This is a genomic window from Bradyrhizobium liaoningense (assembly GCF_018130955.1).
In the GTDB taxonomy this organism is placed as follows: domain Bacteria; phylum Pseudomonadota; class Alphaproteobacteria; order Rhizobiales; family Xanthobacteraceae; genus Bradyrhizobium; species Bradyrhizobium liaoningense_C.
In genome coordinates, this window is record NZ_JAFCJM010000009.1 from 85,184 (window position 1) to 105,625 (window position 20,442).

18 protein-coding genes are annotated in these 20,442 nt (G+C 64.3%); 11 read left to right on the top strand and 7 right to left on the bottom strand.

Annotated elements, in window-relative coordinates:
* Positions 1-3: 3 nt before the first annotated feature.
* A complete protein-coding gene (locus JQ632_RS10150; protein ID WP_212402164.1) occupies positions 4-465 on the bottom strand; it encodes an Lrp/AsnC family transcriptional regulator in 462 nt (153 codons plus the stop codon).
* Positions 466-598: 133 nt separating this feature from the next.
* Here JQ632_RS10150 and JQ632_RS10155 point away from each other — a divergent pair, with 133 nt between their 5' ends.
* Both JQ632_RS10155 and JQ632_RS10160 read left to right on the top strand, forming a co-directional pair.
* Entirely contained in the window at positions 599-2,962 is a 2,364-nt protein-coding gene (locus tag JQ632_RS10155) for a transketolase (protein ID WP_212402165.1), read from the top strand.
* Positions 2,963-3,219: 257 nt separating this feature from the next.
* The gene (locus JQ632_RS10160) at positions 3,220-4,650 is read left to right on the top strand and encodes an aldehyde dehydrogenase family protein (protein WP_212402166.1); all 1,431 of its coding nucleotides are present in this window, start codon (positions 3,220-3,222) and stop codon (positions 4,648-4,650) included.
* A 218-nt stretch (positions 4,651-4,868) separates the two neighbouring features.
* Here JQ632_RS10160 and JQ632_RS10165 read toward each other — a convergent pair whose 3' ends face one another.
* Complete coding sequence (locus JQ632_RS10165) at positions 4,869-5,837, bottom strand: SMP-30/gluconolactonase/LRE family protein (RefSeq protein ID WP_212402167.1); 969 nt, start codon at positions 5,835-5,837, stop codon at positions 4,869-4,871.
* A gap of 91 nt (positions 5,838-5,928) precedes the next feature.
* Between JQ632_RS10165 and JQ632_RS10170 the strand changes: the two genes are divergently transcribed.
* A complete protein-coding gene (locus JQ632_RS10170; RefSeq protein WP_212402168.1) occupies positions 5,929-6,753 on the top strand; it encodes an NAD(P)-dependent oxidoreductase in 825 nt (274 codons plus the stop codon).
* A 121-nt stretch (positions 6,754-6,874) separates the two neighbouring features.
* Positions 6,875-7,963: a TRAP transporter substrate-binding protein gene (locus JQ632_RS10175; protein ID WP_212402169.1), complete on the top strand. Its 1,089-nt coding sequence runs from the start codon at positions 6,875-6,877 to the stop codon at positions 7,961-7,963.
* Here the strand turns inward: JQ632_RS10175 and JQ632_RS10180 are convergent.
* On the bottom strand, positions 7,960-8,646 hold the full coding sequence (locus tag JQ632_RS10180; protein WP_212402170.1) for a GntR family transcriptional regulator: 687 nt from the start codon (positions 8,644-8,646) through the stop codon (positions 7,960-7,962). The two genes, JQ632_RS10175 and JQ632_RS10180, sit on opposite strands and share 4 nt — an antisense overlap.
* A 188-nt stretch (positions 8,647-8,834) precedes the next feature.
* On the opposite strand from JQ632_RS10180, the gene JQ632_RS10185 reads away from it, so the two are divergent.
* The 4 genes from JQ632_RS10185 to JQ632_RS10200 all read left to right on the top strand — a co-directional run bounded on the left by JQ632_RS10185 (position 8,835) and on the right by JQ632_RS10200 (position 13,676).
* A complete protein-coding gene (locus JQ632_RS10185) occupies positions 8,835-10,553 on the top strand; it encodes an IlvD/Edd family dehydratase (RefSeq protein WP_212402171.1) in 1,719 nt (572 codons plus the stop codon).
* Positions 10,554-10,614: 61 nt separating this feature from the next.
* Positions 10,615-11,622 carry a TRAP transporter substrate-binding protein gene (locus JQ632_RS10190; protein ID WP_212402172.1) on the top strand — a complete coding sequence of 336 codons (1,008 nt, stop codon included), beginning with the start codon at positions 10,615-10,617 and terminating at the stop codon, positions 11,620-11,622.
* 132 nt (positions 11,623-11,754) lie between these two features.
* Entirely contained in the window at positions 11,755-12,339 is a 585-nt protein-coding gene (locus JQ632_RS10195; protein ID WP_212402173.1) for a TRAP transporter small permease, read from the top strand.
* The gene (locus JQ632_RS10200) at positions 12,336-13,676 is read left to right on the top strand and encodes a TRAP transporter large permease (RefSeq protein ID WP_212402174.1); all 1,341 of its coding nucleotides are present in this window, start codon (positions 12,336-12,338) and stop codon (positions 13,674-13,676) included. Before JQ632_RS10195 ends, JQ632_RS10200 begins: the two co-directional genes overlap by 4 nt.
* On the opposite strand, the gene JQ632_RS10205 is transcribed toward JQ632_RS10200, so the two are convergent.
* Together JQ632_RS10205 and JQ632_RS10210 are read right to left on the bottom strand one after the other, a co-directional pair.
* Positions 13,669-14,250 carry a histidine phosphatase family protein gene (locus tag JQ632_RS10205; RefSeq protein WP_212402175.1) on the bottom strand — a complete coding sequence of 194 codons (582 nt, stop codon included), beginning with the start codon at positions 14,248-14,250 and terminating at the stop codon, positions 13,669-13,671. The genes JQ632_RS10200 and JQ632_RS10205 overlap by 8 nt on opposite strands.
* Positions 14,247-15,041 (bottom strand): enoyl-CoA hydratase/isomerase family protein, encoded by a 795-nt coding sequence (locus tag JQ632_RS10210; RefSeq protein WP_212402176.1) that lies wholly within the window; start codon positions 15,039-15,041, stop codon positions 14,247-14,249. The genes JQ632_RS10205 and JQ632_RS10210 overlap by 4 nt, the downstream gene beginning before the upstream one ends.
* A gap of 233 nt (positions 15,042-15,274) precedes the next feature.
* Here JQ632_RS10210 and JQ632_RS10215 point away from each other — a divergent pair, with 233 nt between their 5' ends.
* Complete coding sequence (locus JQ632_RS10215; protein WP_212402177.1) at positions 15,275-16,495, top strand: NAD(P)/FAD-dependent oxidoreductase; 1,221 nt, start codon at positions 15,275-15,277, stop codon at positions 16,493-16,495.
* Positions 16,496-16,664: 169 nt separating this feature from the next.
* On the opposite strand, the gene JQ632_RS10220 is transcribed toward JQ632_RS10215, so the two are convergent.
* Together JQ632_RS10220 and JQ632_RS10225 are read right to left on the bottom strand one after the other, a co-directional pair.
* Positions 16,665-17,573, bottom strand: coding sequence for a ribokinase (locus JQ632_RS10220; RefSeq protein WP_212402178.1), 909 nt, complete (start codon positions 17,571-17,573; stop codon positions 16,665-16,667).
* Positions 17,574-17,591: 18 nt separating this feature from the next.
* The gene (locus JQ632_RS10225) at positions 17,592-18,485 is read right to left on the bottom strand and encodes a sugar kinase (RefSeq protein ID WP_212402179.1); all 894 of its coding nucleotides are present in this window, start codon (positions 18,483-18,485) and stop codon (positions 17,592-17,594) included.
* Positions 18,486-18,702: 217 nt separating this feature from the next.
* On the opposite strand from JQ632_RS10225, the gene JQ632_RS10230 reads away from it, so the two are divergent.
* Together JQ632_RS10230 and JQ632_RS10235 are read left to right on the top strand one after the other, a co-directional pair.
* Complete coding sequence (locus JQ632_RS10230; RefSeq protein WP_212402180.1) at positions 18,703-19,551, top strand: VOC family protein; 849 nt, start codon at positions 18,703-18,705, stop codon at positions 19,549-19,551.
* Positions 19,552-19,653: 102 nt separating this feature from the next.
* Positions 19,654-20,361: a TetR/AcrR family transcriptional regulator gene (locus JQ632_RS10235; protein ID WP_212402181.1), complete on the top strand. Its 708-nt coding sequence runs from the start codon at positions 19,654-19,656 to the stop codon at positions 20,359-20,361.
* Positions 20,362-20,442: the final 81 nt, after the last annotated feature.

Genomic DNA, 20,442 nt, shown 5'->3' on the forward strand with positions numbered 1-20,442 from the left:
GCCTCACACCGGCAACGCGATCGAATACTTCACTTGGCTCAGCGCGAAGCTCGACTCGATCGAGGCGATGCCGTCGAGCCGCGTCAGCTTGTTCTTCAGGAACGCCTCATACGACGACAGATCGGCCGCGACGACGCGCAGCAGATAGTCGCGGTTGCCGGTCATCAGATAGCATTCCAGCACCTCGTCCCATTTCGAGATCGCCTTCGCAAAGCGATTGAGGTCCTCCTCCTTCTGCCGCGCCAGCTTGATCGAGATGAAGACGCTGACATGCAGCCCCAGCGCCTTCTGATCGACGGTCGCGATGTAGCGCGTGATGACGCCGCGCTCCTCCAGGAGCTTCACGCGCCGATGGCAGGGCGAGACCGACAGGCCGACCTTGTCGGCGAGTTCCTGCATGGTCATCCGGCTGTCGGTCTGGAGCAGCGCGAGGATTTTTCGGTCGATGGCGTCGAGTTCGGGCATTGGGATGAAACCTGCATCTGGGGCCAATTCATTGGTAAAATATCCCAACTATGGCGGGTACGGCGCGAAAATTTGAGAATTCTGACGGACGGTGCGGGGGTATGATCGGGCCATATTTCTCCGGAGCATTGCCATGCCCGTCGATCCCGTTCGCCTCGACACATTGTCCGCGCTCAGCCGCAAGGCGCTGTGGCTGTCGTCCTGGACCATTCACCACGCCAACCACATCCGCCCCAATGCGGACGGCCTGAAGGTCGGCGGCCACCAGGCCTCGTCCGCTTCGCTCGCGACCATCATGTCGGCGCTGTATTTCCACGTGCTGCGGCCCGAGGACCGCGTCGCGGTGAAGCCGCACGCGAGCCCGGTGTTCCACGCCATCCAGTATCTGTTCGGCCGGCAGACCCGCGAGAAGCTCGAGAATTTTCGCGGCTTCAAGGGCGCGCAGTCCTATCCCTCGCGCACCAAGGATGTCGACGACGTCGACTTCTCGACCGGCTCGGTCGGCCTCGGCGTTGCGCAAACGCTGTTCTCCTCGCTGGTGCAGGACTACGTCAAATCGCATGGCTGGATGAAGGATCGCCGCGAGGGGCGGATGATCGCGCTGGTCGGCGATGCCGAGATGGACGAGGGCAACATTTTTGAGGCGCTCGCCGAGGGCTGGAAGCACGGCCTGCGCAACACCTGGTGGGTGGTCGACTACAACCGGCAGTCGCTCGATGCCGTCGTGCGCGAAGGGCTCTGGGAAAAATTCGAGACCATGTTCCGCAATTTCGGCTGGGACGTCGTCATCGTGAAATACGGCTGCCTGATGCGCGAGGCTTTTGCCGAGCCGGGCGGGGAGGCACTGAAGCGCTGGATCGACAACTGCCCGAACGCGCTTTACGCCGCGCTGTGTTTTCAGGGCGGTGCGGCGTTCCGAAAACATCTGCATGACGAGATCGGCGATCAGGGACCCATCACAAAGCTGATCGACCGCCGCAGCGATGACGAGCTTTTGGCCCTGATGTCCAACCTCGGCGGCCACGACATGGCGAGCATGCTGGAGGCGTTCGGGTCGATCGATCACGATCGTCCGGTCTGCTTCATCGCCTACACCATCAAGGGCGTCGGCCTGCCGTTCCAGGGCCACAAAGACAATCATGCCGGCCTGATGACGGTCGCGCAGATGGAAAAATATCGCGAGAGCCAGAATATCCGTCCCGGCCATGAGTGGGACAAGTTCGAAGGGCTCGACCAGGATGCGGCGGAGCTCGAAGCCTTCCTCGCCCGCGTTCCCTTTAACCAGGACAGCCGTCGCCTGACGGCGCCCGCCGTCGACCTGCCGGCGCAGCTCACCTTCAAGCCGTCGCCGCAGATGTCGACCCAGCAGGGCTTTGGCCTCGTGCTCAACGAGATCGCGCGCAGCGACAGCGAGCTCGCCAAGCGCATCGTCACCACGTCGCCCGACGTCACCGTCTCGACCAATCTCGGCCCCTGGGTGAACCGTCGCGGGCTGTTCGCGCGTGCCGAGAAGGCGGACTTATTCCGCAGCGAGAAAATTCCATCCACCTTCAACTGGGACGCCTCGCCAAAAGGCCAGCATCTCGAGCTCGGCATCGCCGAGATGAACCTGTTCATCATGCTGTCGGCGCTCGGCCTGTCGCACCAGATCAATGGCGAGCGACTGCTGCCGGTCGGCACGCTCTATGATCCCTTCATCGAGCGCGGCCTCGATGCGCTCAACTATGCCTGCTACCAGGACGCCCGTTTCATGGTGGCGGCGACCCCCTCGGGGATCACGCTCGCGCCCGAGGGCGGCGCCCATCAGTCGATCGCAACGCCCCTGATCGGAATGGCACAGGATGGGCTCGTCTCGTTCGAGCCGGCCTTCGTCGACGAGCTCGCCGCGATCATGGGGTGGGGGTTTGACCACATGCAGCGTGAAGCCGGTGAGGGCGGTTCGGTCTATTTGCGGCTGTCGACGCGCACGATCGACCAGGTGCAGCGGATCATGACGCCGGAGCTGGCCAAGGGCATCACCGACGGCGCCTATTGGCTGCGTGAGCCGGGGCCCAATGCCGAAGTCGTGATCGCCTATACCGGCGCAGTGGCGCCTGAGGCGATCGAGGCGACCGGCTTCATCGGCGAGAGCCGGCGCGACGTCGGCCTGCTCGCGATCACCTCGGCGGACCGCCTGCATGCGGGATGGACCGCCGCACGGAAATTGCGTCGCGACCGGCGCGGCGTGCAGCATCTCAGCCATATCGAGAAGCTGCTGGCGCCGCTCACGCGCGACTGCGGCATCGTGACGGTGATCGACGGGCATCCGGCCGCCCTCGGCTGGCTCGGCAGTGTCCGCGGTCATCGCGTCGAGGCGCTCGGCGTCGAGCAGTTCGGCCAGACCGGGACGATTGGCGACCTCTACCGCCACCATGGCCTCGATGCCAACGCCATCATCGATGCGGCCGAAAGCCTCACCACCGGCGCCCCGGTGCTCCATCGCAAGATGGCGGTTTAATTCGTCATTCCGGGGCGACGCGAAGCGTCGAGCCCGGAATCCATACTCCCGATCGTGGTTATGGATTCCGGGCTCGCGACTTTGTCGCGCCCCGGAATGACGGGGGAGAGACCTTGCCACGGCCCCATCGCGCGATCATATTCCGCCGCGTCCGCCGCAACGCAGGTCAAGCATCGGGGCGGGTTCTACAGCCCGGGGTTTCGTGTCAGGATAACTGCCGAAACGCCCCTCCAATGCTTCAAAACAAGAGGTTCACGATGGTCAATCGCATGCAATTCTACATCGACGGCGCCTGGGTCGATCCCGCCGTCAAGAAGTCCATTCCGGTCGTCAATCCGGCGACGGAAGAGCCGATGTACGAGATTGCGGTCGGCTCCAAGGCCGACGTTGACAAGGCCGTTGCCGCCGCCAAGCGCGCGTTCGCAACCTACTCCCAGACCAGCCGCGAGGAGCGCATCGCGCTGCTCACCAAGGTCATCGAGATCTACAAGGGCCGCATGAAGGAGATCGGCGCCGCCGTCTCCGACGAGATGGGCGCGCCGCTGCCGATGGCAGAGAAGCTGCAGGCCGGCGCCGGCCTCGGCCACATCATGTCGACGCTCGACGTGCTCAAGAACTATCACTTCGAGGAGCAGATCGGCACCGCGACCGTGCTGCGCGAGCCGGTCGGCGTCGTCGGCATGATCACGCCCTGGAACTGGCCGCTGAACCAGATCGCCTGCAAGGTCGCGCCCGCGCTCGCCGCCGGCTGCACCATGATTTTGAAGCCGTCGGAGTTTACCCCGACGTCCGCGCTGATCTTCGCAGAGATCCTCCATGAAGCCGGCGTGCCGAAGGGCGTGTTCAACCTCATCAACGGCCTTGGCCCCGAGGTCGGCGCCGCCATGAGCGAGCACCCCGACATCGACATGATCTCGTTCACCGGCTCGACCCGGGCCGGCGTCGACGTGGCGAAGCGCGCCGCGCCGACCGTGAAGCGCGTCAGCCAGGAGCTCGGCGGCAAGTCGCCGAACGTCATCCTCGAAGGTGCCGACCTGCAGAAGGCGGTGACCGGCGGCGTGATGCACATGTTCAACAACTCGGGCCAGTCCTGCAACGCGCCGTCGCGCATGATCGTGCCGCTCTCCAAGATGAAGGAAGTGGCGGCGATCGCGAAGGCGGTGGCCGACAAGACCAAGGCCGGCGATCCCCGCGGCGAAGGCACCACCATCGGTCCCGTGGTCAACCGCGTCCAGTGGGACAAGATCCAGGCGCTGATCAAGAAGGGCATCGACGAAGGCGCGACACTCGTTGCCGGCGGCCCGGGCCTGCCCGAGGGCGTCAACAAGGGCTTCTATGTCCGTCCGACCATCTTCGCCGACGTCACCAACGAGATGACGATCGCGCGCGAGGAGATCTTTGGACCGGTGCTGACCATCATCGGTGCCAAGGACGAAGCCGACGCCGTGCGCATCGCCAACGATACGCCCTACGGCCTGGCGGGCTACGTCACCGCCGATACCGTCGAGAACGCCAAGAAGGTCGCGCGCCAGATCCGCGCCGGCAACGTCAACCTGCAGGGCGTGCCGAACGACCGCTCCGCGCCGTTCGGCGGCTACAAGCAGTCCGGCAACGGCCGCGAATGGGGCAAGTACGGCATGGAGGAGTATCTCGAAGTGAAGGCGGTCGCCGGCTACAACGCGGCGTAAGTTTTCATCGCCGGAACAAACATCACGCCGGAGCGGAAGATCGCTCCGGCGTTTTTGTTTCGCCTCTCTCTCGTCATTCCGGGGCGTCGCGAAAGCGACGAGCCCGGAATCCATTTGGCCGCTGAGTCTGCCGCTTGATGGATTCCGGGCTCGCGCCGAAGACGGCGCGCCCCGGAATGACGGCGAGGAGAGGAGAGGAGAGGAGAGGAGAGGAGAGACTATCCCCCCAGCGCGCCCTGCGTGTTCACATATAGCGCGTAGATCGACTGGCTCGCCGCCATGAACAGGCGGTTGCGCTTGACCCCGCCGAAGCAGAGATTGGCGCAGCGCTCGGGCAGCGCGATGCGGCCGATCATGACGCCGTCGGGCGCGAACACCACGACGCCATCGAGCTCGGGATCGCCCATGCCCCAGCCGCACCAGAGATTGCCGTCGATGTCGCAGCGCATGCCGTCGGGCGTGCCGGGACCCGCGTCGATGAAGACGCGCTTGTTTGAAATCGTGGTGCCGTCGGCCGAGACGTCATAGGCGAGGATTTTTCGGTTCGGCACGCCGCGGGATTCGACGACATAGAGGATCTTCTCGTCGGGCGAGAAGCACAGCCCGTTCGGCCCCAGCACGCCTTCGGCGACGATGCTCGCCTTGCCGCTCGCGGGATCGAGCCGGTAGACATTCGGTTCGATCTCGGGCTCCGCCTTGTAGCCCTCGTAATTGCCGAGTAGGCCGAAGGTCGGATCGGTGAACCAGATCGCGCCGTCGGATTTCACCACCACGTCATTCGGCGAGTTCAGCCGCTTGCCGCCGAAGGACTCCATCAGCACCGTGATCGAGCCGTCATATTCGGTGCGCACCACGCGGCGGCCGCCATGCTCGCAGGTGATCAGCCGGCCCTGGCGATCACGCGTATTGCCGTTGGCGAAATTGGAAGGCTTTCGGAACACGCTGACCGCGCCGGTCTCCTCCTCCCATTTGATGATGCGCTGGTTCGGGATGTCGCTGCACAAGAGATAGCGCCCGTCGCCGAACCACACTGGCCCCTCGGCCCAGCGCAGGCCGGTGGCGAGCCGCTCCACGGCCGAGAGTTTCAGCCAGTATTTTTCGAAGCGCGGATCGAGTGCATGAATTGCCGGATCGGGGTAATAGGCCGCCGGCCGCCAGCCTTGAGTGTGGGACGATGCATCGTTCATGCGCGGTTCTCGTTGTTGCGTTCCCTCTGGACAAATCTGCTATCATTAGAGACATGTGACCGCAAATCGTTCGCTACTCATGAGGGAAGACATGCCGCGTATTCTGATGACGGGAGCTTCGGGCGGAATCGGCACGAGCCTGCGAAAACTGCTGCCGCCGATTTATCCGGACCTCGTATTGTCGGACATCAAGCCGCCGGCCGATCTCGGCAAGGGCGAGACGTTCAAGGCGGCCGACCTGTCCGACCTCGCGCAGTGCGAGGCGATCTGCGAGGGCGTCGACGGTATTTTGCATTTCGGCGGCTATTCGGTCGAAGGCCCCTGGGACGACATTTTGCAAGCCAATATCATCGGCGGCTACAATCTGTTCGAGGCGGCGCGCAAGAAGGGCGTCAAGCGCGTCGTCTTCGCCTCGTCCAATCATGCTGTCGGCTTCTATCCGCGCCACCACAAGATCGGCACCGACGTCACCGCGCGCCCCGACAGCCGCTACGGCGTCAGCAAGGTGTTCGGCGAGGCGGTCGGCGCGCTCTATGCCGACAAGCACGGGCTGAAGGTCACGTGCCTGCGCATCGGCAATTTCGGCGAAAAACCGCTCGACCAGCGCCGGCTCGCGATCTGGCTCAAGCCGGAGGACCTCGTGCAGCTCTGCCGCATCGGGCTCGAGCATCCCGACGTCCATTTCGAGATCTTCTACGGCGCCTCCTTCAACGAGCGCGCCTGGTGGGACAATCACCGCGCCTACGAATTCGGCTATCGCCCCACAGGCCGCGCCGAGGACTTTTGGCAGCATGCGATGGACGAGCAGGCCAAGCTCAAGCCCGACCCGGTCGGCGACCACTACCAGGGCGGCACATTCTGCAGCATCGAGTTCGATGCCGGCAACAGCCGCATCATCGACTGGACCAAGCGCTAGCCGCACTGCGACGGCTGCGCCCTTCCGGTGGGCCGTCACGTCTGCAATGATGAAGGTCAATGCGGCGGGGGACGATTCATCGTACCCGCGCTGCTGCAATTGCAATCCAGGGAGCACGCTCATGAAACGCCGCACATTCCTCAAGGGCAGCGCCTTCGCCGGCGCGACGACGCTGATCGCGGCCCCCGCAATCGCGCAAGGCGCGCCTGAGATCAAATGGCGCCTGACCTCGAGCTTCCCGAAATCGCTCGACACCATCTTTGGCACGGCGCAGACCTTTGCGAAGTATGTTGCCGAGGCCACCGACAACAAATTCCAGATTCAGACCTTTGCGGCCGGCGAGATCGTGCCGGGCCTGCAGGCGCTCGATGCAGTGAGCTCCGCGACCGTCGAGATCGCGCAGACGCCGCTGTATTTCTACATTGGCAAGGAGCCGGCGCTGGCCTACGCGACCGGCGCGCCGTTCGGCATGAACCACCGGCACCAGCACTCCTGGTGGTCGTTCGGCGGCGGAGCCGATCTCTGCAACGAGGCGCTAAAACCCTTCAAGGCGCACGCCATCCTGTGCGGCAACTCCGGCACGCAGATGGGCGGCTGGTTCCGCAAGGAGATCAAGACCGTCGAGGATCTCAACGGGCTCAAATTCCGCATCGCCGGCATGGGCGGCCATGTGCTCGCAAAGCTGGGCATCGTGCCGCAGCAGATCGCCGGCGGCGACGTCTATGCGGCGCTCGACAAGGGCTCGATCGACGCCGCGGAATTCGTCGGTCCCTATGACGACGAGAAACTCGGCTTCTACAAGGTTGCGAAGTACTACTACTTCCCTGGCTGGTGGGAAGGCGGCGCCATGCTGCACATGGTCGTCAACGACGAGAAGTGGAACGCGCTTCCCAAGCAGTACCAGGCGATCCTCAACCAGGCCGGTGCCGCAGCAGGCGCCTGGATGATCGAAAAATACGACAGCGTGAATCCCGCGGCGCTCAAGCGGCTCATCGCCGGCGGCGCGGAGCTGCGCGCATTCCCGCAACCGGTCATGGAAGCCAGCTACAAGGCGACGCAGGACTATTTGAACGAGATCGCCGAGAAGAGCCCGCTGTTCAAGAAGACCAAGGAGAGCCACGACGCCTACATGAAGGAAGTGCTCTTCTATACGCAGATCGCGGAGAACTATTACGACAATTATCTGCTCAGCAAGGCGCGCAAGGGCTAACGCCCGGCCTCATCGCCCGCGATCCGCGCCAGATAGTCCGACTTGCTGAACTGCATGTGGTCGACGCAGAGCTGCGCCAGCGCCCAGCTATCGCGGCCCTTCAACAGCTCGATCATCAATTCGTGCTGACGGCGCGACTGCGCGAGGCCCTCGCGGTCGGCGAGGTTTTTTGCGCGCATCGGCAGCGTCAGGTTCATGTAGTCCTGCAGCGAGCGCACCAGATAGGGATTGCCGCAGGCTGCAAACAGCGCGACGTGGAAGGCGTCGTTGGTTTCGTGGATGCCGCGCAAATCGTGCGCGTCGGCCCTGGCGCAATATTGCCGCTGCAACTCGCTGAGCTCGTCGATCAGGCTCTGCGGCGCGGGCAGCGGAATCATCAGCGCGGCCTGCCGCGTCAGCATCTCGCGGACCTCGTAGATCTGCCGCACCTCCTCGGCTGAATAGAACCGTACGGTGGCGCCGACGTTCTTCTCGCGACGGACGATGCCGCGCCGTTCCGCCTCCACCAGCGCCTGGCGCACGAAATGGCGCGAGGTGCCGTAGCGCGACATCAGCGCGTCCTCGGTCAGCCGTGCCGCCGGCGCGAAGCGGCCGAAGATGATGTCTTCCTCCAGCCGGCCGACCACGTCATCCGGGTCGTCCCGCCGGAGGGGCGGCATTTCGGCGCCTGAAGTATCGGCCATCCCTTCGCCTCCCGGCCCGTAAGGGTCCCAGGGTCCCGTCGCTTCTGTGGAGCAGGGAAGGGAGAGATTGTCAATAATCTGGGCGGAATGGATGCGTGTTCGGGCCGGATTTGCGCAGTGGCCTAGAGTGTTATTGACAATCTGGGGGCAGTCTGTACGACAATGGTAACCGGGAATGGAGTGGCACGATGTCGAGCGGCTTGCGCAAAGGGCTGACCAGCTACGGCGACGCCGGATTCTCGCTGTTCCTGCGAAAAGCCTTCATCAAGGCCATGGGCTATTCCGACGATGCGCTGGAGCGTCCGATCGTCGGCATCACCAACACCTATAGCGATTACAATCCCTGCCACGGCAACGTCCCCCAGATCATCGAGGCCGCCAAGCGCGGCGTGATGCTGTCGGGTGCGATGCCGTTCGTGTTTCCGACCATCTCGATCGCCGAGAGCTTTGCGCATCCGACCTCGATGTATCTGCGCAATCTTATGGCGATGGACACCGAGGAGATGATCCGGGCCCAGCCGATGGATTCGGTGATCGTGATCGGCGGCTGCGACAAGACGCTGCCCGCGCAGGTCATGGCGGCCATCAGCGCCGACCTTCCGACGGTTGTCATCCCGGTGGGACCGATGGTGGTCGGCCATCACAAGGGCGAGGTGCTGGGGGCCTGCACCGATTGCCGCAGACTCTGGGCAAAATATCGCGCTGGCGACATCGACGACGCCGAGATCGAGGCCGTCAACGGCCGCCTCGCGCCATCGGTCGGCACCTGCATGGTGATGGGCACGGCATCCACCATGGCCTGCATGATCGAGGCGATGGGCCTGTCGCTGCCGATGAGCGCGACGATTCCCGCGCCGCATGCCGAGCGTTTCCGCCTGGCGGAGGCCAGCGGCAAGGTCGCGGCCGAGATGGCCAAGGCGAAGGGGCCGAAGCCGAGCGAATTGCTGACGCCGGCGTCGTTCAGGAATGCGCAGGTCGTGCTGCAGGCGATCGGCGGCTCGACCAATGGTCTGATCCATCTGACGGCGATGGCGCATCGCTCGCCGCACCGGCTCGATCTCGAAGCCTTTGACCAACTCGGTCGTGAGGTGCCCGTGCTGGTCGATCTCAAGCCGTCCGGCGAGCACTACATGGAGCATTTCCATCACGCCGGCGGCGTGCCGAAGCTGCTGGCGCAGCTCGGCGACCTCGTCGATCTCGATGCGAAGACCATCACCGGGCAGACGCTGCGTGACGTCGTTGCTGGCGCCGAGGAGGTGCCGGGCCAGGACGCGATCCGCCCGCGCGACAATCCGATCAACGCCGAAGGCGGTCTCGCCATTCTGCACGGCAATCTCGCGCCGCGCGGCGCCGTCATCAAGCAGTCTGCTGCGAGCCCGAAACTGTTGCAGCACACGGGGCGCGCGGTGGTGTTCGAATCCGTCGAGGACATGACGCTACGGGTCGACGATCCCGATCTCGACGTCACCGCCGACGATGTACTGGTGCTGCGCAATGCGGGACCGAAGGGCGCGCCGGGCATGCCCGAGGCCGGCTACCTGCCGATCCCGAAAAAGCTCGCGCGCGGCGGCACCAAGGACATGGTGCGCATTTCCGATGCGCGCATGAGCGGCACCGCCTTCGGCACCATCGTGCTTCACATCACGCCGGAGTCCGCCGTCGGTGGACCACTGGCGCTGGTGAAGAACGGCGACATGATCCGGCTCGATGTCGCAAAGCGCAGCATCGAGCTTCTGGTCGATGTGGCTGAACTGGAGCGGCGGCGGGCCGCGCTGAAGCCCGTTGCAACGCCCGAGGAGGCCAGGCGCGGCTATGCCTGGCTGTTCAACGAGACCATCCTGCAGGCCGACGAAGGCTGCGATTTCGATTTCATGCAGAGGACTGGCAAGAGCACTGAGAAGGGGTGACCAACCACCCGCGACGACGTTCAGACCGATAAAGCGGCGAACATAAAAACAGGGGGAAACGATGATTGCACGATCCAAGCCGAGATTCTTACAGGGGCTGGCGGCAACGGCGGCCGTTCTCTTCGTCACGGGCGCATCGGCGCAAGAGGTGAAGCATTATCGCTTCGCCTACGACCAGCCGCGCAACACCGGATATTCCATCGCCGGCGACCTCTTTGCTGAAAAGCTCAAGGAATTGAGCAAGGGCACGATGATCATCGACCAGTACCCCGGCGCCCAGCTCGGCCAGGAGCCGCAGGTGCTTCAGCTCGTGAAGGCGGGCGATGTCGAATTCGCCATCATCTCCTCGGCCAACACCGCGACGATCTCGCCGCAGGCCGGCGTGATGTCGCTGCACTTCCTGTTCCGCGACGAAAACCACGTCGTCAAGGGGCTGGCCGATCCCCGCGTGTTCGAGGCGCTCAAGACCATGATCGACGAGACCACGCAGGGCCTGCACGTGATCGCGACGGGCTCGCAGGGCGTGCGGCACATGTACTCTAAGCGGGAGGTTCACAACGTCGGCGACATCAAGGGATTGAAGGTGCGCGTGCAGGCGACCGCGACCGAGGACACCATGTTCCCGGCCTACGGCGCCCAGACCGTGCACATGCCTTTCGGCAGCGTCTACACGTCTCTGCAAACCGGCGTCGTCGATGTCGCCGAGAACAGCATCAACGTCTATCTCGTCAACAAGCACTACGAGGTGGCGCCGGTTCTGAACATCACCGAGCACGAGGCCAACAACGCGCTGGTCTTCATCTCCGACAAGCTCTGGCAAAGCCTGACGCCGGAGCAAAAGGGCTGGGTGCAGGCTGCGGGCGCCGAGATCAGCTCCAAGGAGCCGCAGAAGGCGTTCGATCTCGAACGGACGGCGGCCGACAAGCTGAAGAAGATGGGCGTCAAGATCGTTGATAACGTCGACAAGAAGAGTTTTACGACGATCGCCGATCCCTATCTCGACAAGCTCGCCAAGGACCTCGGCCCGCACGCGGTGAAGATCAAGGATCTGATCCGGTCGGTCAACTAGACCCCATCTCAGTCGTCATGCCCGGGCTTGACCCGGGCATCCACGTTCTTCCTTTCCGGCCGCGCCAGAGACGTGGATGGCCGGGACAAGCCCGGCCATGACGGAGACCGGGGGATCGCGGAGCGCGCGCAAATGTCCATCGCCGACAAATTGCTGGTGCAACGGCAGCGTCACCTCAAATGGCGCTGGCTCGACTGGCTCGAGCTCGCCCTGATGATCCTCTGCGGCGTCTTGTGCTTCGGCTTTTCGCTGTCGGTGACGGCCGACATCGTCACCCGCACCATCGGCCATCCCTGGCTCTGGCTCCAGGAGGTGACGTCCACTTTGTTCATCTATGCGATCTTCATCGGCACGGCGGCCGCGACCCGGCGCAACGACCACCTTTATCTCACCGCCATTTCCGAGGCGATGCACGGCACCTCGCGCCTGATCGTCGAAATCGTGATCCGCCTCGTCGTGCTCGGCGTCGCCGCTTGCCTGATCTGGTACGGCTATCAAAACTATCTCCGCGGCTTCGGCAGTTTTCGCCTGCCGTCGGGCACGCCGATCGCCTCGCTCTACGCCATCATTCCCCTCTCGGGGATTCTGATCGGCCTGTTCACCATCGAGCAACTCGTCAACGGCCTGCGCAACGGCTTTGACTATCCCGAGCCGCCCGACGAGGGCGCTGCGCCTGTCGTCCCCGTCAGCGAAGCCCAGATGAGGGCGCATCCGTGAGCGCGCCCGTCGTCCTGACCCTGATGTCGGTCTGCTTCCTGTTCTTCGGCTATCTCGGCGTGCCCGTGCCGTTCTCGCTGATGGCGGGCGTCTTCATCGGTGCGATCCTGTCCGACGTCTCGCTCGCCGCGATCATCCAGAAGATCTTTGACGGGGTGGATTCCGAGGCGCTGCTGGCGATCCCGTTCTTCCTGCTGGTCGGCGAGCTCATGAGCTCGGCCAATGTGGTGGTCCGAATAGCCAATCTGTCGGTGTCCCTGGTCGGGCATATCAGGGGCGGACTGTCGCAGGTCGTCGTCGTCTTCAGCATGTTCTTCTCGGAGATGTCGGGTTCGACCACGGCCGACGTCGCAGTCATGAGCCGCGCGCTCGGCGGTCCGATGAAGCGCGAGGGCTACGAGCCCGCTTTCATCGCAGCGATCATCGCGTCAGCCTCAACCATCGCGGCCCTGGTGCCGCCGAGCATCACGGCGGTGGTCTATGGTGCGGTCGGCAACGTCTCGATCGCCGGCCTGTTCATGGCGGGCGTCGTGCCGGGCCTGATGATCGGCTTCGGTCTGATGATCTATTGCTACTTCTTCGGTCCGTCCGGCCTGCGCAAGCCGCGCGCTCCGTTGCGCCAGATCGCGTTTGCCGCGGGCGACGCGGCCTTGCCGCTGATGATCCCGGTGATCCTGCTCGGCGGCATCTTGACCGGCTGGTTCACGCCGACGGAGGCCGGCGTCGTTGCCGTGGTCTGGATCATCCTGGTGGTGATCCCCGCGCTCAATCGCGGCCACTTCATGAAGATCCCCTACGATTTCTGCCTTGCGGGCCTGATCTTCTCGCTGCCACTGATCACCATCGGTGCCGCCAATGCCTTCGGCTGGATGCTCGCGTATCTGCGTGGCGCCACCTACATCGCCGAATGGATCACGTCGATTGCCGGCAACGATCCGCATCTGATCATGCTGCTGATGGTGCTGCTCTTCACCATGGTCGGCGACTTCATCGAGCCGGTGCCGACCATCATCATCTTCATGCCGCTCGTGAACGCGCTGACGGAAGCCGGCGATATCAACGCCGTGCATATGGGCGTGGTACTGATCGCGACGCTGGCCTTCGGCCTGATCACGCCGCCCTATGGCCTGGTTTTGCTGATGGCGTCAAAGTTCGTCGGCATCAGTTTTGCCAAGGCGCTGCGCGCGGCTTTGCCGATCTATGTGGTGTTCCTTGCGACGATCGCGTTCGCGATATACTTCCCGGCCGTGGTGCTGTGGCTGCCGCGGCACGTGCTGCCGGAATCGGTCGGCTGCTTCAAGTCGCCGGCAGGCACAGGCTACATCTGCCCTAAATAGCGACTTGCTCGATGCGCCAGTCGGCTGCGTCGCGTACGTAGCGAAACGGCGTGCCGTGGCTGTTCTTGAAGTAGCTGCCAGACAGCGTTTTTGCCATGCCCTGCATCACCGCGTCATGGCAGACGAACAGAAGGTCGTCGTCAGGATAACAGTCGAGCCACGCGGAGACGCAGCGCAGCGACCGTTCGGTCATGGCGTCCCAGTTCTCGCCGTCGGCGGGCAGGATCGAGACGAGGCCCGTGGCCGATTTGACGCCGTGCTTGATCATGAGGTCGCGGACCGGGAGACCCTCAAAACTTCCGAAATCGAACTCGATGATGCCGTCATCGATCGTGAGCGGCACCGAGATCGCGTCCGCGATGATCTCGGCCGTTTTCGCCGCGCGCACCAGCGGGCTCGCGACAATGCGGCTGATGCCAATACCACGCAACATGTCCGCGGCTTCGTGCGCTTGCCGGAGACCGTCTTCATTCAGCGGGTTGTCCGTCCGGCCCTGGAAGCGCCCAGCGCGATTCCAGTCGGTCGCGCCATGACGGAGGCTGTAGAACGAGCGGGCGGGCGTCAACGCGTTCATTTCGACTTGCTCGTGAACTTCTTCACGGCAACACGAAACTCCTCCGTGTTCATGGCCATGATGATCCTGTGCTCTTCGGCATCGAGCTGTTGCTTCACCGGCGTGGTCGCAGCCTGGTAGACCAGCGACTTGGTGCCTGATATCGCGGCGTCCGGGTTTTGCGCCAGCCGGGCGGCGAGCTGCCGCGTCGCAGCCTTCAGCTCGGCTGCGGGGACGACTTTTGCGACCAACCCCCATTCATAGGCCTGCTGCGCCGTAAACGTGTCCTCGGCAAGAAAGATCTGCAGCGCGCGGCGGGTTCCGACCGTGCCGACGATGCCGACCGTGCTGCCACCGTCCGGCGACACGCCGATCTTGGCATAGGCCGGCGTGAATTTTGCGTCCTCGGCCGCGATGCAGAGGTCGGTGACGAAGGCGAGCCCCATGCCGGCGCCGGCAGCCGAGCCGTGCACGCTCGACAGCGAAAGCTTCGGCATCCGCCGCAGCGTCTCGATGAAGGCATGATAGTGCTTCAACAGTTGGCCTACGACCGGCGTCACCGTGTTGGCCTCGGCCGCCGCACCAATGGTCTGCAAATCGCCGCCGGCCGAAAAGGCCCGACCTTCGCCCTCGATGACGATCACCCTGATAGCGCTGTCAGCTTCGATCTGTGCCGCGAGTTGCTCGAGCTTCTGCGCAATCGCGAGGTTGACCGAGTTGTAGGCGGTGGGACGGTTGAGCGTGATGGTTGCGATCGGGCCCTCAACTCTGAGCAAGGCGGGATCGTCGGGATGGGTGCTGGCAGTGGACATGGAAAAATCCCCGGCAGGAGGTCATTTGCTGCAACTAAATCGCAGAAGGGAAGGGGTGACAATCCCCAGTCCCAGGCTCTTGCCTAACGCCGGGCGATAGGCTCAAATGCGCACAGCCATCGTTTAGGGACGGACACGAGCGCCGACTCCTCAACCGACCAGGCCAGCAAGCCAAAATCTGAGAGAGGAGACGACATGGGTAGTGCCTGTGTCCAGAAAGATGGGCTGTTCCGATGACTGATGGTCCGGTGATTATTGTCGGTGCGGGTCATGCCGGCTACCAGCTCGCCGCGTCGCTGCGTCAGGCGGGCTTTTCCGATCGCGTTTGCCTGATCAACGACGAGGCGCATCTGCCATACCAGCGGCCGCCGCTGTCGAAGGCCTATATCAAGGGTTCGAGCGGGCCGGACAGCCTGATGTTCCGGCCGGAAAAATTCTATCAGGACCAGAAGATCGAGCTGATCGCAGGCCGCGTTGCCGCGATCGATCGCGCGGCGCGCAAGGTCAAACTCGCTTCCGGTGAGGCGCTGGACTACGGGCATCTGGTGCTCGCGACCGGTGCGCGCAATCGCCTGCTCGATTTGCCCAACGCCAACCTGCCCGACGTGAAATATCTGCGCATCCTCGACGACAGCGAGGCGCTGCGCGCGATCATGCCGTCGAAGAAGCGCGCCGTGATCATCGGCGCGGGCTTCATCGGCCTCGAATTCGCGTCCACCGCCCGGATCAAGGGGCTCGAGGTCGACGTGCTCGAGCTCGCCCCGCGTGTGATGGCGCGAGCGGTGACGGCCGAGGTGTCCGAGTATTTTCAAGCCCGCCATCGCGAAGCGGGCATTCGCATTCACCTGGGCGTGCAGGCGACCAGCATCGAGGCCGAGGGTGGCAAGGTCACCGGCGTCTCCTTGAGCGACGGCCGGCATTTGCCGGCGGATCTGGTCGTGGTCGGCGTCGGAGTGCTGCCGAACATCGAGCTCGCGGCGGAGGCGGGGCTCCCCGTCGCCTCCGGCATCATCGTCGACGAATATCTTGCGACCGCCGATCCGAACATTTCGGCGATCGGCGACTGCGCGCTGTTCAACAGCCCGCGCTTCGGCGGATCGCTGCGGCTGGAGTCGGTGCAGAATGCGACCGATCACGCCCGCTGCCTCGCCGCGCGGCTCACCGGCGACAAGAAGGTCTATGATGGCCAGCCCTGGTTCTGGAGCGATCAGGGCGACGACAAGCTCCAGATCGCGGGGCTCACCACGGGCTACGACAAGGTCGTGCTGCGCGGCGATCCCGCCAAGAAGGCGTTTTCTGCCTTCTGCTACAAGGGTGAAGAGCTTCTCGGCATCGAGTCCATCAACCGCGCCGGCGATCACATGTTCGGCCGACGCCTGCTCGGCATGCACCGGTCGCTCGCGCCGGAGCATGCAGCCGATGAAAACTTCGACCTGAAGAGCGCGCTGGCGTGATCTACTCCCTCGACCCGCTCGCGGGGAGAGGGTTGGGTGAGGGGGAGTCTCCGCGGGGGCGGTGAGAGTTGGGCTCGCGGAGACTCCCCCTCACCCGGATTGCATCTTCGATGCAATCCGGCCTCTCCCCGCAGGCGGGGAGAGGCGAAGAGGGCTGCGGCGTGCTTTGCTACAAAATAGCGGCAACTTCATCCGCCGTCGGCATCGACGGCCCCGCGCCCATCCGCTGCACACAGATCGAGGCGGCGATGTTGGCGAAGCCGAGCGCCTCGCGCAACGCGACGCCATCGGCAAGTTGCGCGGCGAGCGCACCGACGAAGCAATCGCCGGCGCCGGTGGTGTCGATTGCCTCCACCACGCGGCCCGGCACGACCAGCTCTTCGCTGCCGGCGAGCGCGAGCACGCCGCGCTTGCCGAGCGTCACGCAGATGATCTGGTCCTTGTTCGCCTGAAGGCGCCGCGCCGCTGCGATGATGCCGGCGTGATCCGTGCTCTCGGAGAGCGCGACGCCCGACAAGAGGCCGAGCTCGGTTTCGTTCAGCACGAGGATGTCGACGAGCTCCAGAAGCTCGCGACCAAACTTCTGCGCCGGCGCCGGGTTGAGCAGCGTCACCGCACTCGCCGCTCGCGCCCGGCGAAAGAACGCGGCAATCGCCGAAAGTGGTATCTCGAACTGGCTGACAGCGACGTCGCCCTTCAGCATCGGCACGACACTGACATCGTCCTCGCCGACCAGCGCGTTGCTGCCGGGAATGACGACGATGGTGTTGTCGGCTTCAGCCACCGTGATGATGGCCGTGCCGCTGTGCGCCGCTGCCGTCTCCTGGACATAGCCGAGATCGATGCCCTGGTCGGACAGGAAGGCTTTCAGCTCCGCCCCGAACGCATCCTTGCCGAGCCGGCCTATCAGCGTGGTTCGCGCGCCGAGCCGCGCCGCCGAGACGGCCTGGTTGGCGCCCTTGCCGCCGGGGAAATACAGCACCTCCTTGCCGGCGATGGTCTCGCCGACTTTGGGATGCCGGTCGGCTGTCGCCACCACATCCATGTTGATGCTGCCGGCGACGAAGACGCGTCCCATGCGATGCCCTTGCGAAAGCTAGACCCTGACTTCGAACTCCTGCCTGACTTTGGCGATGTCGACAAGGGTCGGCAAGCCCGCTTCGTTGCCGAGGCGCTGGATCTTGTGGGTCGAGGCGGCGCGGGCGAAGTCAAAATGCTCGCGCCAGCTTTTGCCGGGATGGGCGAGGTAGGAATAGATGTAGGCGCCGTGGAAGACGTCGCCGGCGCCGTTGGTGTCGATGACGAGCTCGCGCGGGATCGGCATCGCTGGCAGCGTCTCGACCGCACCGGTCTCGCCGTACCAGAGCAGGCCCTTTTCGCCCATGGTGATGCCGCCGATGCGACAGCCGCGGCTCTTCAGATATTCCAGCATCTGCGGCGGCGTCAGGTTCATCTGCTCGCACAGGCGCTCGGCGACGATCGCGACGTCGATGAACTCGAGCAGCTCATGGGTGTTCGAGCGCAACCCGCCGCCGTCGAGCGAGGTCAGCACACCGGCCTCGCGGCACACTTTTGCGTAGTGGATCGCAGCGTCCGGCTGGTGGCCGTCGACATGGAGCGCGCGGCATTTGCCGAGATTGAGGATCGGGAAGGGATGGATGTGCTCGTCGTCGCGGCAGCGGACGATGGCGCGCTTGCCGTCCTTGGGCATGATGAAGGACAGCGAGGAGGTCGCCACCTTCCGGTTATGCAGCGAGATCGCGTATTTTGCGCACATGTCCTGGAACATCCGTCCCAGCCAGTCATTGGCGACGGTCGCGATGAGGTCCGGCACGATTCCCAGCTTGGCACAGCAGAACGCCGCGGTGACCGCATTGCCGCCGAAGGAGACCGCATAGGCGGTGGCCACGTGCTTCTCATCGCCGGTCGGCATGTGGTCGGTGATGAAGGTGACGTCGATATAGGTCTGTCCGATAAAGAGAGCCTGCATAGTCTTCCCGTGATGCGCTGGGTGGTCCCGGCCGGCGGCCTTACTTTAGCACCGGTTCCCCGGAAGGGACGCCGAAATTATTCGCAACGCCGCCCCGGTCAACGCTTGAGGTCGGCATGGGGCCGGAATACGACCAAGGTCGGGCCGCGAACAGAGCCCAGTCGGAGCTAACGCAGCGTTTCGGTTTTCAGTTCCGGCTCAACCGAAAGGGAGGATAATGATCACCGGTCTCGACCACGTCGTCGCCCTCGTCAGGGATATCGGTGCCGCCAAGGCGGCCTATCAGACGCTGCTCGGCCGCGCGCCGTCCTGGCAGAATTCCGGCGACGGTGCCGACCGCGTGCTGTTCACGCTGGCGAATATGTCGATCGAGCTGATGGCGCCGAGCGGCGCAAGCGCGACGGCGGACCGGATGCGGGAGCTGCTCGACGACCGCGAAGGCATGCTCGCCAGCCTCTGCTTTCGTGTTGCAGATATCAACAAGATGCATCGTCGGCTCGACCGGGTGGCGCTGAAGCCGGATGCCATCGCCGAGGTCGGGAGCCGCGACGACAAGACGGGCGCGGTGTTGCACTGGACGCGCACCCGCGCTGCGACCGAGCTGACGCGCGGCGTGCGCATGTTCTTCCTGGAGCTTGGCGCGGAGCGTCCGCGCTCCGCCGAGACCGAGACCGGCCCGATTCTCTCGCTCGACCACGTCGTGGTCGCGACGGAGGATTCCGAGCGCGCCGCCGCGTTGTATGGCGCGCGGCTCGGGCTCGACATGGCGCTCGACCGTTCGCACCATGACTGGGGGCAGCTCATGTTCTTCCGCTGCGGCGACCTCGTGGTCGAGGTGGTGCGCCGGCCGGTCGCCGGCGGCGATCCCAGCCATGACCGTCTCTGGGGACTGAGCTGGCGCGTCGGCGACATCGATGCCACGCGCGCCCGGCTGATCGCATCCGGCGTCGACGTCAGCGATATCAGAAACGGCCGCAAGCCCGGCACGCGGGTGATGACGGTGCGGAACGGCACCTGCGGCATCCAGACGATCCTGCTGGAGCAGTCGCCGAAGCCGGTGGCGTGATGTCGTCATTCCCGTCGCGAAGCGAGCCCGGAATGACGAAACTATGCGGCGCGCCGCGCGCATGATAGTGCTGTCGGGCAGAGCAAGCAGCGGGCACCCGGTTTGGCGAAGGCAAAGCGAAATCTCAAATGGCAGCGCGACCCCGAGGGCATGCGGCTTCGCATCCTCGAGGCTGCCAAGCAGGAGTTTTCCGCTCACGGTCTCGCCGGCGCGCGGGTCGACCGCATCGCGGCCAACGCCGGCGCCAACAAGCGCATGCTCTATTATCACGTCGGCAAGAAGGACGACCTCTACCTCGCGGTGCTCGAAGGCGCCTATGAGAAGATCCGCAGCGAGGAGCGGGGGCTCGATCTCGAGCATCTCGACCCACCCGAGGCGATCAAGCGGCTGATCGAATTCACCTGGAATTATTTCCTTCGCAATCCCGAATTCCTGTCGCTGCTGCAGACCGAAAACCTGGTGCGGGCAAAGCATCTGAAGCGCTCGACCAAGGTGAAGTCGATGCATTCGCCGTTCGTTGAAATGATCCGCACGGTGGTTCGGCGTGGCGTCGAGAGTGGCGACTTCCAGGTCGCGATCGATCCGGTGCAGCTCTACATCTCGGTCGCAGCGCTCAGCTTCTTCTATCTCTCCAACTGCGCCACGCTGAGCGTGATTTTTGGCCGTGACCTGCTCGCCAAGGACGCCAAGGACGAGCGCCTTGCCCACATGACCGGCCTGGTGCTGGCCGCGCTGACAGGGCGATCGGCCGCACTGTTCGAGATCGCGAAGCCGCCGAAGTCGCGTACCGTGGTGGCGCAGACGGTCTAGATTCTCGCTTATGCCGCATTCGTCATGGCCGGGCTTGTCCCGGCCATCCACGTGCGTCCGCGTGTGGGGAGGCTAGGCGTG

Coding starts and splice junctions, on each gene's coding strand:
- JQ632_RS10150 (WP_212402164.1), bottom strand. CDS start 465: ATGCCCGAACTCGACGCCATCGACCGAAAAATCCTCGCGCTGCTCCAG.
- JQ632_RS10155 (WP_212402165.1), top strand. CDS start 599: ATGCCCGTCGATCCCGTTCGCCTCGACACATTGTCCGCGCTCAGCCGC.
- JQ632_RS10160 (WP_212402166.1), top strand. CDS start 3,220: ATGGTCAATCGCATGCAATTCTACATCGACGGCGCCTGGGTCGATCCC.
- JQ632_RS10165 (WP_212402167.1), bottom strand. CDS start 5,837: ATGAACGATGCATCGTCCCACACTCAAGGCTGGCGGCCGGCGGCCTAT.
- JQ632_RS10170 (WP_212402168.1), top strand. CDS start 5,929: ATGCCGCGTATTCTGATGACGGGAGCTTCGGGCGGAATCGGCACGAGC.
- JQ632_RS10175 (WP_212402169.1), top strand. CDS start 6,875: ATGAAACGCCGCACATTCCTCAAGGGCAGCGCCTTCGCCGGCGCGACG.
- JQ632_RS10180 (WP_212402170.1), bottom strand. CDS start 8,646: ATGGCCGATACTTCAGGCGCCGAAATGCCGCCCCTCCGGCGGGACGAC.
- JQ632_RS10185 (WP_212402171.1), top strand. CDS start 8,835: ATGTCGAGCGGCTTGCGCAAAGGGCTGACCAGCTACGGCGACGCCGGA.
- JQ632_RS10190 (WP_212402172.1), top strand. CDS start 10,615: ATGATTGCACGATCCAAGCCGAGATTCTTACAGGGGCTGGCGGCAACG.
- JQ632_RS10195 (WP_212402173.1), top strand. CDS start 11,755: ATGTCCATCGCCGACAAATTGCTGGTGCAACGGCAGCGTCACCTCAAA.
- JQ632_RS10205 (WP_212402175.1), bottom strand. CDS start 14,250: ATGAACGCGTTGACGCCCGCCCGCTCGTTCTACAGCCTCCGTCATGGC.
- JQ632_RS10210 (WP_212402176.1), bottom strand. CDS start 15,041: ATGTCCACTGCCAGCACCCATCCCGACGATCCCGCCTTGCTCAGAGTT.
- JQ632_RS10215 (WP_212402177.1), top strand. CDS start 15,275: ATGACTGATGGTCCGGTGATTATTGTCGGTGCGGGTCATGCCGGCTAC.
- JQ632_RS10220 (WP_212402178.1), bottom strand. CDS start 17,573: ATGGGACGCGTCTTCGTCGCCGGCAGCATCAACATGGATGTGGTGGCG.
- JQ632_RS10225 (WP_212402179.1), bottom strand. CDS start 18,485: ATGCAGGCTCTCTTTATCGGACAGACCTATATCGACGTCACCTTCATC.
- JQ632_RS10230 (WP_212402180.1), top strand. CDS start 18,703: ATGATCACCGGTCTCGACCACGTCGTCGCCCTCGTCAGGGATATCGGT.